The sequence below is a fragment of the Nitrosomonas sp. genome, assembly GCF_040256045.1.
In the GTDB taxonomy this organism is placed as follows: domain Bacteria; phylum Pseudomonadota; class Gammaproteobacteria; order Burkholderiales; family Nitrosomonadaceae; genus Nitrosomonas.
In genome coordinates this window covers 17,998-28,739 of record NZ_JBDZWD010000029.1, presented here as the reverse complement: position 1 = coordinate 28,739, position 10,742 = coordinate 17,998, and the positions used below count along the sequence as shown (strand labels likewise).

Genomic DNA, 10,742 nt, shown 5'->3' with positions numbered 1-10,742 from the left:
GGCCAAGGGCGGAATCGAACCACCGACACAAGGATTTTCAGTCCTCTGCTCTACCGACTGAGCTACTTGGCCTTTAAGTAAGCAATGATTTGTCAGATTGATATTGCTCTGAAGCGCAGATAAACAACACTCATCACAACACCCGTTTTCTGGCGCGCCCGGCAGGATTCGAACCCACGACCCCTTGGTTCGTAGCCAAGTACTCTATCCAACTGAGCTACGGGCGCATATCATCTTCTTTATGCAGGAGACTGTCCATCTCTCTGTTTATTATTCTGTTTCACAACCATTTCAGGAAATGACGCCCGGTGTGTCCGGGGAGCTGTGCATGATGTTACATTCACGTGTTTTTGTCAAGAATCCGGCAGTTTATCCGAGACCAGCCGGCCTTCTGAAAAGCACTGATTTGGCTGCATCGAATACAAAGCCTCCGAAATCGATTATAACTGTACCGGCTTCTTCGAGAGTTTGCGCTGTAACGTCCTGCGATGCATATTCAATACCTTGGCCGTAACAGAGATGTTATTGTCATTTTCCATGAGGATACGGTGAATGTATTCCCACTCCAGCCGTTCTACCGAAAGTGGATGAGGGCTGATAGGGGTTTCGGTATCTCCGCTCGTACGCTCGAATGCCGCCATGATGTCATCCGCATCCACCGGCTTTGCCAGGTAATGGGTGGCCCCCAGTTTGATGGCTTCAACTGCCGTTGCGATGCTGGCATAACCGGTCAGCACGATGATACGGGTTCCAGGATCCAATTCCCTTATTTTCTCGACCAATGATAAGCCGGACTCATTTCCCAGTTTTAGGTCGATGATGGCATATTCAGGCATCAATACTTCGGCCTGCTCGATCGCAGTTTTGATGTCATGCATGCAGGTGGTGTCAAACCCGCGCTTTACCATTGCTCTTGCCAATACTTCACAAAAAGTTTCATCATCATCTACGATCAGCAGACTGGGGCGATCCATGGAATCATTCACAGGCATTCTCCTTTTAGTAGTGAAGTACTGGTCGTTCCGTGCAAAACCGGCAGGGTGACATGGGTGCAGGCTCCGCCTTCAGGACGATTGAATAAACGCACATTCCCACCGAAACGCTCGATATTGGTATTGGCAAGGAATAATCCGATACCAAAGCCCTGTCCCAGCCCTTTGCTGGTAAAAAATGGCTCTCCCGCATGTTCAACAGCTTCTGCATCCAATCCCGGTCCGTCATCGAGTATTTCGAGATGCAACTGTTTTTCATCCCAGCGGCTGGTAATGATCACCTGCCGAGTCGAAGCATCAGCCGCATTGTTCAACAGGTTCAGGATAGACTGACTCAGCAAACGAGTGTTCATGATGATCGGCGCTGGTTGTTCCCCTTCACATCGACTGGTGAAGCGGATCGATGGGCGGATCAGTTGCCATTTGTCGATCACCTGCTGCAGGAAAATATCGACAGGCTGGCTGTTTCCTTCTTCTACTCTGGCCTGACCGGCATCAGCCAGCAGATGGGTCAACGTCTGTTTGCACAGGTAAATCTGGTTGCGCAGGATACGAATATTGTTCTGGAACTCAGTATTCTCGGGTGATTCCTGCTGCAGCTCGCCAGCGATAATGGCCATGGTCGAGAGCGGCGTGCCCAGTTCATGTGCTGCACCGGCAGCCAACGTACCCAATGCGATGATTTGTTCATTCTGCAGCGCCTGCTCACGCGATCTGGACAATTCCTTGTCACGATCCCGGATCGAGGCATTCATTTTGACGACGAACGAAGTGATGAGTAAGGTGCTCAGCACAAATGTCAGCCACATCCCCGAGATATGCAGGTTGAATTCAAACATGTGGCGACTGTGGTCATCGAGATGATCGTGCGGAAGCGGGATGAACTTGAACAATAGGAAGGTGTAGCAGGAAATGGTGATTGCTGCCATGATCCAGGTGTAATACCAGGGCAACACAGTCGCAGCAATGGTAAGCGGAAGCAGATAAAGCGAGATGAAGGGATTGGTTGAACCGCCACTGAAATACAGTAATGTAGTCAATCCGGCCACATCGATCAGCAACTGGGTAAAGAATTCGGGGTGGGTCACCGGCCAGGAATAGCGCAGGCGAATCCAGGTGAGAAAGTTCAGAGCTGCGAGCAGGGAGATTGTCAGGATAATCGCTGCCCATGGCAGTTCGAGCTCAATGATACTGTAAACTACCCAGAAAATGATGATCTGGGAAACGATAGCAATAATCCTGAGCAGGAACAGACGCTGCAGATTCTTACCGGAGGGAGATTGATTCAGGATATTAAGAATGCCCATCGATCCGTTCTTTCACTCCATTCGTCCGTTCTGTCCCCGTTACGAAAACCAGATACGACCCGGAATACCCTTGATACATCGTTTTTTTACATCATGCAAGCAGGTAATCCGACGCCTCATAAAGAGAAAATCTTCCCGCACCCACAGAACATGAGTATCAGCGCTAATACCAGACCGGAATCACCCTGCCGTTCCGCCATGACAGAACGGCAGGGTATTTCAGGAAAACCTGCCAGAGACAGGAATTCCTCTGGCATCACTCACTCATACGGCTGAGGACGCGGTGTATCATTATTGGAAGGCGGCAGAATCGGCAACTTGATATCGGGCTGGTCGCCGGTCAGCGTTTTCAGGAAAGCAACAATCTTGGAAACTTCATCCTTGTTGAATTCACGGTTCAACTGGAGCCTTCCCATAGTTTCAACTGCCTGTTCCAGCGTTGCAGCTCCGCCATCATGAAAATAGGGATAAGTCAGCTCGATGTTTCTCAAAGTTGGCACTTTGAATACATGGCGATCAGCTTCATTGCCGGTCACGTCCATTCGTCCCGTAGCCGGGTTTTTGGTCTCATAAGGTTTAAAAACCCCTATTTTCTGGTAAGAACTTCCGCCCACGGCCGGTCCGTTATGACATTGCACGCAGCCGCTGCTCTTGAACAGATTGTAACCTTCCAGCTCTTCCTGATTGAGTGCATTTTTATCGCCTTCCAGCCACTTATCGAATCTTGAACCCGGTGTAACCAGTATTTCTTCAAATTGAGCAATTGCAGTTGTAATACGGTCGATCGTCACTTCCTCGGAACCGAAGACTTTTTTGAATCGCTCACGATATTGCGGTATGGAAGCAATCACTTTCGCTGTCAAATCATGAGCAGAGGCCATTTCCTTCGGATTGGCAATCGGACCGGCAGCCTGTTCTTTCAGGTCCTTGGCTCTGCCGTCCCAGAACTGTGCCAGACTCATACTGGAATTCAGTACAGTCGGAGAATTGATCGGGCCTTCCTGCCATTTATGTCCGATCGAGGTAGTAATATTATCGGTCCCGCCCATGCTCAGGTTATGGCAGGAATTGCAGGAAATGAAACCAGATTTGGAAAGTCTTGGATCAAAAAACAGCATTTTCCCCAGTTCTACCATATCGGGATTCTCCGGGGTCACCGCTTTAATGGGTTGTATCGGCTCGTTGGCAGCCATTACTCCGGCAGACGCAAACATCGCCCCCAGACTTAATGACAGCAGCGAAACAGTCAGTGTATGCTTGATCATTGCACTCTCCTCGTGATTTGAATAATTGTAACGGCTAACATGGCGCAGCCGCTTACGCCTTGAATTTTTCTCCCTACAGCAGAACTTCAGGCAGGAATCGGAATCAGTTCCGTCTGGTATCAGAAGATTTCTTTCTGTTTTTTTCAACCGCCTCCAGTGGTTCCCGGTAGGGTCGATCATTACCCAGGCCAGCTTCATGGCTCAGCAGTTGCGAAAGCTCTATCAGTGCCTGGCGATAAACCTGCCGCTTGAATTCAACCACGGATTCCAGCTCGACCCAATACTGATTCCAGCGCCAGGCATCGAATTCGGGATGTGCACAGGTTTCGAGCGATACGTCACTGTCTCTTCCCAGCAGGCGCAGCAGAAACCATATCTGTTTCTGTCCCCGGTAGTTCTTACGCCAGTCCCGACGAGTCCAGCAGGCAGGTACGTCATAACGCAGCCATTCCCTCGTCCGCCCCAGAATTTCCACGTGTACGGGTTGCAGGCCGGTTTCTTCCGCCAGCTCCCGGTACATTGCCTCGGTGGGCGTTTCTCCCGACTTTATCCCGCCCTGCGGAAACTGCCATGAGTCTTGCCGGGCACGCTTTCCCCAGAAAACCTGATTTTGTGAATTCAGGAGAATAATACCGACATTTGCTCTATATCCATTACGGTCTATCATCCGATTCACCCATCAATTTAACTTAATCTGTATTGAACTACCGATAATTCTTCCATATTTCGGTAACGATTTGTAGCGCAGCGCGTGGCAGCACCCTAAATCACTGCAATTTTCACACTTACCTTGTTCTGACTCCCGGAACAGCGGCCAATTCCCGCAGAAGTACTCCGAAGCACGCCGGATTACGACGATTTCAAGGTAAAATTACCCCATTACCTATAATGATAATGGAATCCCATCATGCGCGTTTCTCAATTCTTCCTCGCAACCTTAAAAGAGGCTCCCGCTGAAGCCGAGCTGATCAGTCACCGGCTCATGTTGCGAGCCGGGTTGATCAGACGTCTGGGCAGCGGATTGTATACCTGGATGCCACTGGGTCTGAGAATTCTACACAAGATCGAACATATCATCCGCGAGGAAATGAATAACAGCGGTGCACTGGAGCTTCTGATGCCTGCCGTTCATCCGGCCGAACTCTGGCAGGAGACTGGCCGGTGGGATGTATTTGGCCCGCAAATGCTGAAAATTCAGGATCGACACAAACACGATTTCTGCTTTGGCCCGACGCATGAAGAAGTCATCGTTGATATTGCACGCCGTGAAATCAAAAGCTACCGGCAGTTGCCCATTAATTTCTACCAGATTCAGACCAAGTTTCGCGATGAAATCCGTCCGAGATTTGGCGTAATGCGCGCACGGGAATTCATCATGAAGGATGCTTATTCCTTTCATACTGATGTGGACAGTCTGGAACGGACCTATCGTCTCATGCAGGAAACATACACCAGGATTTTTACCCGGCTTGGTCTGAAGTTCCGTGCGGTCGCTGCTGATACCGGCGCAATAGGAGGTAGTGGATCACATGAATTTCACGTTCTGGCCGATTCCGGTGAAGATGCCATCGCCTTCTGCCCTGATTCCGACTATGCCGCCAATATCGAACTTGCCGAAGCCATGCCACATGGTATTCCACGCAAGAAGCCGGCGGAAATCATGGAGAAGATTGCCACCCCTGATTGCAAATCCTGCCAGGATGTAGCTGATTTTCTGGGTATTCCAGTTGAGCAGACTCTCAAAACACTGGCTATAACCGCGGGCGACAAGTTTTACCTGCTGTTGCTGCGGGGTGATCATCTGCTCAACGAAACCAAAGTCAGAAAAATTCCGTTTCTGGGTGATTTCGAGTTCGCTGAAGAAAGCAGGATCATTACCGAGATGGGTTGCCCGCCGGGGTATCTCGGACCGGTTGGCGTAAAAGCAGAAATCATCGCTGATCGGGCCGTTCTGGAAATGAGCGATTTCACCTGCGGCGCAAACGAGGAAGGCTTCCATCTGAGCCATGCCAATTTCGAGCGTGATTTGCCCTTACCGGATCAGGTATTCGATATCCGCAATGCGGTGGCAGGCGATCCTTCACCCGATGGCAAGGGTGTGCTTGAAATCTGCCGAGGTATCGAAGTCGGCCATGTTTTTCAGTTGCGCACCAAATATTCGGAAAAAATGAAGGCTACCTATCTGGATGAATCCGGACAAACCCGAATTATGGAAATGGGCTGCTATGGCATTGGTGTTTCACGTATCGTTGCTGCAGCCATTGAGCAAAACTACGACGAGCGGGGCATTATATTCCCACAGGCGATCGCTCCGTTCCAGCTGTCGATCATTCCGGTCAGTTATCATAAAAACCAGCAGATCCGGACTGAAGCCGAAAAACTTTATCGGGCCTGCCGTGCAGCAGGTATCGAGGTATTACTGGATGACCGCGAGGAGAGACCCGGAGTCATGTTTGCAGATCAGGAATTGATCGGAATCCCGCATCGTATCGTGATCGGTGAGCGGAATCTGCGGGAGGGTATGGTGGAATATCAGGGACGACTGGACAAAACATCCCAAATGCTCTCGCTGTCGGAGGCAGCTTCCATCATCAGCAAAATATGTGGCGACTGATACATTCTCTGTTATTCCTGATACCCGGTGCAGTAATGGCCGGAGCACAGATATATGAGCCCTTATCGGCCAGTACTCGCACCGTATTGCATCGTACTATCAGCGATCAGGCCGTGCCCATGCTCATTACTCTCCCCGGCCCTGAAGCAAAGGACTGGTTGGACAGTATGACAAAACGCCTGGAGAAACGAATACCTGACATCGAGGAACGCAAGGCATTCCTGATTACCGTTCATTATGAAGCCACCCGCGCCGGGCTCGATCCTGAACTGGTGCTCAGCATTATCCAGGTCGAAAGTAATTTCAGAAAATACGCAGTCTCTTCCGTCGGGGCACGCGGGTATATGCAGGTCATGCCGTTCTGGGTGGATACGATAGGCAACCCGGAACACAATCTGTTTCATCTGCGCGTCAACTTGCGCTACGGTTGCACGATCCTTCGCCACTATCTCGATCTGGAACAGGGGGATTATTTCAGGGCACTGGGAAGATATAACGGCAGCCTAGGCAAGGCCGGCTACCCCAATCTAGTATTCAACGCCTGGCACCGCCACTGGACTTACTCCACGGCATCACAATAACCAGATTCATATTTATTCTGGAAGATGCGCAGTTGGATGCGCTCGAGTGTGTGTCTGATGCGCTACCTAGCAAGACACGGGGAGGAGCAAAGCAGCCAACTATACCCCAAGCGTGTAATCGGATGTGTAGGGGTTTCTAGGATCATTTCAGTGAGTGTTGATGAAAGCCTCAATCTCGGCGCGAGTAATCAGCCCGATTTTCCGCGCTGCAGGCCTTCCATCAGGATCGAACAGATACGTACTTGGCAACATCGAAAGCTCATCTCCGAGTTGCGCTGCTGCAGCTCTGTCACCCAGCACGATTGGGTAGGGAATCGTCATCTTCTCCACAAATTTCATGACATCCCGAGCATCGTCATACTCCATTGCAATTCCAATGATGACGATGTCGTTTCTTTCACGGGACAATTCGGACAGATCAGGAATTTCTCTCAGGCAGGGCGGGCACCACGTTGCCCAGAAATTGACCAGTACCCATTTTCCCTTATAGCCCGACAAAGTATGTGTTTTGCCTGAGCTGTCTTCGAAGTGGAAACCATAAGCTCTCGCCTCGAAGACAGGCAGATACCCGACCAGCACAAGCAGAAGAATCGTAAACCACCGTTTCATCATATATTCCGGCAGAATTGACCAGAACAGTTCATCATGAAAGATCGGTTATGATCTTTTCCGGAAAATCGCGATACAAGAACTGCATCTGTATCACAATCACTACCTGCTATAGCTATCCTCATATAATCAATTTTGGCAGTCAACAATTTTGCAACCTCTATCTCGACTAGATCTGGGGATGGGTCCGTTCCAGACTGGAGTGCAGTTTATTACAGGCACTCAAATAGGCTTTGGCAGAAGCCGCAATGATATCGGTATCTGCTCCATGACCATTGGCGATCCGCCCGGCTTTCTGCAAGCGGACAGTCACTTCACCCTGTGCATCCGTCCCGCTAGTGATATTGTTCACCGAAAACAGTTGCAGTTCTGCCCTGCTATCCAGTATTTTCTCAATAGCGCGGAATGTTGCATCCACCGGACCACTTCCTTCGGATTCAGCCTGTTTTTCACTGCCTCCCACGGCAATGACAACCTGAGCAAAGGGTATTTCCCCAGTTTCACTGACTGCATGCAGCGAAAGCAAACGATAGTGCTCCTCGGGAATCTGTGCCTCATCCGAGACAAGCGCATGCAGATCTTCATCGAAGATTTCATGCTTCTTATCTGCAAGATCCTTGAAGCGCATGAATATAGCATTCAGTTTCTCTTCCGATTCCAGCTTTATCCCCAGCTCTTTCAGGCGACTGCGAAATGCGTTCCGGCCGGAATGCTTGCCCAGCAGCAATTTGTTTGCTCCCCAGCCCACATCTTCGGCACGCATGATTTCATAGGTTTCACGATGCTTAAGCACTCCATCCTGATGAATACCTGATTCATGGGCAAAGGCATTGGCACCGACAATCGCCTTGTTGGGCTGCACCGGAAATCCGGTAATTCCCGAAACCAGCTTGCTGGCAGGTACGATCTGCGTTGTATCGATACGTGTATCACAGGGGAAATAATCCTGCCGTGTACGCACCGCCATCACCACTTCTTCCAGTGCGGCGTTACCGGCCCGCTCGCCCAGGCCATTGATGGTACATTCCACCTGGCGTGCCCCATTCATAACTGCAAACAGCGAGTTGGCAACTGCCAGACCGAGATCATTATGGCAGTGAACCGAGAAAACAGCCTTATCAGAATTTGGAATGCGCTCTCGCAGTGTACGGATCAGGCCACCAAACTGATCCGGCATGGTATATCCCACCGTATCCGGAATATTCAGCGTCCGTGCGCCCGCATCGATCACTGCTTCCAGCACCCGGCAAAGAAAATCGATCTCGGATCGCCCGGCATCTTCAGGGGAAAATTCAACGTTATCAGTGTACTGACGTGCCCATTTCACTGCCTTGATCGCCTGATCGATAACCTGATCGGGCGACATGCGCAGCTTGTTCTTCATATGAATCGGAGATGTCGCGATGAAGGTATGAATACGCACATTCTGATTGATCTGCAAGGCTTCCCCGGTACGATCGATGTCAGCCTCTATCGCACGGGCAAGACCACATACCGTACTGTTGCTTACTGCCTCTGCTACTGCCCGGACTGCTTCAAAATCACCTCTCGAAGCGGCCGGGAAACCTGCTTCTATCACATCCACACCCATACGCTCCAACTGCCTTGCGATGCGTACCTTTTCTTCCATGGTCATGGACGCACCGGGGCTCTGTTCCCCGTCACGCAAAGTTGTATCAAAAATAACCAAATGCTCTCTCATTGTCCCACTCCACTATTATTCTGGCTAAAACGGACTACCGGCTGGTGGTGTACCAGCCTGCATACTTCAAAACAGATTAAGAAATGATTAAAATAATTAGCGCGCAAGGCGCAGCAGTCGGCCGGTCAGATACAGCCAAGCTGTCAGATGGAAAGGATGAAAGGCGGGAGTAATTTCAGTAAATTGCATCATGCCGGTAAATATAAAACGTTTACCTTTATTTCGCAACAGCAGATATTCAGGTTTCTTTACGGATTTCGTTACGTTTTCTATTCTTGTACAGCCGCCAGATCTTCATACCGTACCCGGATAAAGCGTAAGTCAGAAATACACCGAACAATACCAACGGTGGGTGACTTGGAATCAGAACAAAAAAGAACAAAAGCAGCAGCGAGACTACAAAAAACGAAACTTTCTTGTGCAGATTGAAGTCTTTGCCGCTGTAGTAAGGAATATTGGTTACCATGGTCAACCCGGCAAACAGTGTCATGATCCACGCCAACCATGTGATATCGGCAACATCCACCTGTAAACCCAGCATCACCCAGATCATTCCGGCAATCAGAGCAGCTGCAGCCGGGCTGGGCAGACCCTGAAAAAATCTCTTGTCGATGACTTCGATCGTTACATTGAAACGGGCAAGGCGCAACGCTGCGCAGGCACAATAGATGAATGCGGCGATCCAGCCCAGTTTCCCCAGATCTCTCAGCGCCCACTCGTACACAATCAATGCAGGAGCCACACCGAACGAAACCATATCGGACAGGCTGTCGTACTCTGCACCGAATTCACTTTGTGTATGCGTCAGGCGTGCAACCCGACCATCCAGACCATCAAATACCATGGCTACGAAGATGGCAATGGCAGAATGCTCAAAATGGCCGTTCATCGCCTGGACAATCGCATAGAAACCGGCAAACAGCGCCGCGGTCGTAAAGAGATTGGGCAGCAGGTAGATACCCCGTCTCCTCCACCGCGGGTTTGTGACAGGCAGTTGTTCTGAATCAGATTCCTGCATACTCAGCGAAACTCGGCCAGGATTGTTTGAGTGGCATAAACCTTATCACCGATTGCAACATTAATTTTCGTTCCCAACGGAAGATAGACATCAACACGTGAACCGAAGCGGATGAAACCGAAACGCTGTCCGCGGGCAAGATGCTCTCCCGAATGCACATGACATACGATCCGCTTTGCGATGAGGCCGGCTATCTGCACACAGGTTACGTCCTGGCCTCCATCGGTTCTGATCCACAAGGCATTGCGTTCATTCTCCAGTGAAGCTTTGGGCAGACTTGCGTTCAGGAAGTTTCCGGGGAAATACCATCGATTTTGTATTTCACCATCCACTGGGCTGCGATTCGAGTGTACATTGAAAACATTCATGAAAACACTGACTTTCAGCGCCTCACGCGGTAGATAAGGATCCTGAACCTTATCTACCGCAACGATACGCCCATCTGCCGGGGCAAGCACTGCCCCGGCAAGGGCCGGTATGATACGTGGAGGATCACGAAAAAACTGCAGAACGAACAGCGCAATCAACCAGACGGGTAGTGCCCATAGCCAGCCTGCCATAAACTGCACCAGTAACGCTATAGCAAATGCACCAGCGATGAAGGGCCATCCTTCGCGTGCAATGATCGGATGAGGATAGTAAGAAGTCGACATA

The 10,742-nt window shown here is 50.3% G+C and carries 10 protein-coding genes and 2 tRNA genes; 2 read left to right on the top strand and 10 right to left on the bottom strand.

The window, feature by feature from the left end:
- The 6 genes from ABUL11_RS07045 to ABUL11_RS07020 form a co-directional block, all read right to left on the bottom strand.
- Window positions 1-72, bottom strand: a tRNA-Phe gene (locus tag ABUL11_RS07045).
- A gap of 78 nt (window positions 73-150) precedes the next feature.
- Window positions 151-227: transfer RNA gene (locus ABUL11_RS07040), tRNA-Arg, on the bottom strand.
- A 213-nt stretch (window positions 228-440) separates the two neighbouring features.
- Window positions 441-974 carry a response regulator transcription factor gene (locus tag ABUL11_RS07035; protein WP_350283157.1) on the bottom strand — a complete coding sequence of 178 codons (534 nt, stop codon included), beginning with the start codon at window positions 972-974 and terminating at the stop codon, window positions 441-443.
- An 8-nt stretch (window positions 975-982) separates the two neighbouring features.
- Entirely contained in the window at window positions 983-2,299 is a 1,317-nt protein-coding gene (locus ABUL11_RS07030; protein WP_350283156.1) for an ATP-binding protein, read from the bottom strand.
- A 260-nt stretch (window positions 2,300-2,559) separates the two neighbouring features.
- Window positions 2,560-3,564: a cytochrome-c peroxidase gene (locus tag ABUL11_RS07025; RefSeq protein ID WP_350283155.1), complete on the bottom strand. Its 1,005-nt coding sequence runs from the start codon at window positions 3,562-3,564 to the stop codon at window positions 2,560-2,562.
- Between the two features lie 103 nt (window positions 3,565-3,667).
- Window positions 3,668-4,231 (bottom strand): RNA pyrophosphohydrolase, encoded by a 564-nt coding sequence (locus tag ABUL11_RS07020; protein ID WP_350283154.1) that lies wholly within the window; start codon window positions 4,229-4,231, stop codon window positions 3,668-3,670.
- A gap of 240 nt (window positions 4,232-4,471) precedes the next feature.
- Between ABUL11_RS07020 and ABUL11_RS07015 the strand changes: the two genes are divergently transcribed.
- Window positions 4,472-6,178 carry a proline--tRNA ligase gene (locus ABUL11_RS07015; RefSeq protein ID WP_350283153.1) on the top strand — a complete coding sequence of 569 codons (1,707 nt, stop codon included), beginning with the start codon at window positions 4,472-4,474 and terminating at the stop codon, window positions 6,176-6,178.
- Window positions 6,166-6,759 (top strand): lytic transglycosylase domain-containing protein, encoded by a 594-nt coding sequence (locus tag ABUL11_RS07010; protein ID WP_350283152.1) that lies wholly within the window; start codon window positions 6,166-6,168, stop codon window positions 6,757-6,759. The genes ABUL11_RS07015 and ABUL11_RS07010 overlap by 13 nt, the downstream gene beginning before the upstream one ends.
- Window positions 6,760-6,906: 147 nt before the next feature.
- On the opposite strand, the gene ABUL11_RS07005 is transcribed toward ABUL11_RS07010, so the two are convergent.
- From ABUL11_RS07005 to ABUL11_RS06990, 4 genes are all read right to left on the bottom strand, one after another.
- Entirely contained in the window at window positions 6,907-7,368 is a 462-nt protein-coding gene (locus tag ABUL11_RS07005; RefSeq protein WP_350283151.1) for a TlpA family protein disulfide reductase, read from the bottom strand.
- A gap of 169 nt (window positions 7,369-7,537) precedes the next feature.
- The gene (locus ABUL11_RS07000; RefSeq protein WP_350283150.1) at window positions 7,538-9,070 is read right to left on the bottom strand and encodes a 2-isopropylmalate synthase; all 1,533 of its coding nucleotides are present in this window, start codon (window positions 9,068-9,070) and stop codon (window positions 7,538-7,540) included.
- Window positions 9,071-9,308: 238 nt separating this feature from the next.
- Window positions 9,309-10,088 carry a CDP-diacylglycerol--serine O-phosphatidyltransferase gene (gene pssA, locus ABUL11_RS06995; protein WP_350283149.1) on the bottom strand — a complete coding sequence of 260 codons (780 nt, stop codon included), beginning with the start codon at window positions 10,086-10,088 and terminating at the stop codon, window positions 9,309-9,311.
- A gap of 2 nt (window positions 10,089-10,090) precedes the next feature.
- On the bottom strand, window positions 10,091-10,741 hold the full coding sequence (locus ABUL11_RS06990) for a phosphatidylserine decarboxylase (protein ID WP_350283148.1): 651 nt from the start codon (window positions 10,739-10,741) through the stop codon (window positions 10,091-10,093).
- Window position 10,742: the final 1 nt, after the last annotated feature.

Bases quoted from the DNA above. Each gene is read 5' to 3' on its own strand.
- ABUL11_RS07000 (WP_350283150.1), bottom strand. From the start codon at position 9,070: ATGAGAGAGCATTTGGTTATTTTTGATACAACTTTGCGTGACGGGGAA.
- ABUL11_RS07005 (WP_350283151.1), bottom strand. From the start codon at position 7,368: ATGAAACGGTGGTTTACGATTCTTCTGCTTGTGCTGGTCGGGTATCTG.
- ABUL11_RS07030 (WP_350283156.1), bottom strand. From the start codon at position 2,299: ATGGGCATTCTTAATATCCTGAATCAATCTCCCTCCGGTAAGAATCTG.
- ABUL11_RS07025 (WP_350283155.1), bottom strand. From the start codon at position 3,564: ATGATCAAGCATACACTGACTGTTTCGCTGCTGTCATTAAGTCTGGGG.
- ABUL11_RS07010 (WP_350283152.1), top strand. From the start codon at position 6,166: ATGTGGCGACTGATACATTCTCTGTTATTCCTGATACCCGGTGCAGTA.
- ABUL11_RS06990 (WP_350283148.1), bottom strand. From the start codon at position 10,741: ATGTCGACTTCTTACTATCCTCATCCGATCATTGCACGCGAAGGATGG.
- ABUL11_RS07020 (WP_350283154.1), bottom strand. From the start codon at position 4,231: ATGATAGACCGTAATGGATATAGAGCAAATGTCGGTATTATTCTCCTG.
- pssA (WP_350283149.1), bottom strand. From the start codon at position 10,088: ATGCAGGAATCTGATTCAGAACAACTGCCTGTCACAAACCCGCGGTGG.
- ABUL11_RS07035 (WP_350283157.1), bottom strand. From the start codon at position 974: ATGGATCGCCCCAGTCTGCTGATCGTAGATGATGATGAAACTTTTTGT.
- ABUL11_RS07015 (WP_350283153.1), top strand. From the start codon at position 4,472: ATGCGCGTTTCTCAATTCTTCCTCGCAACCTTAAAAGAGGCTCCCGCT.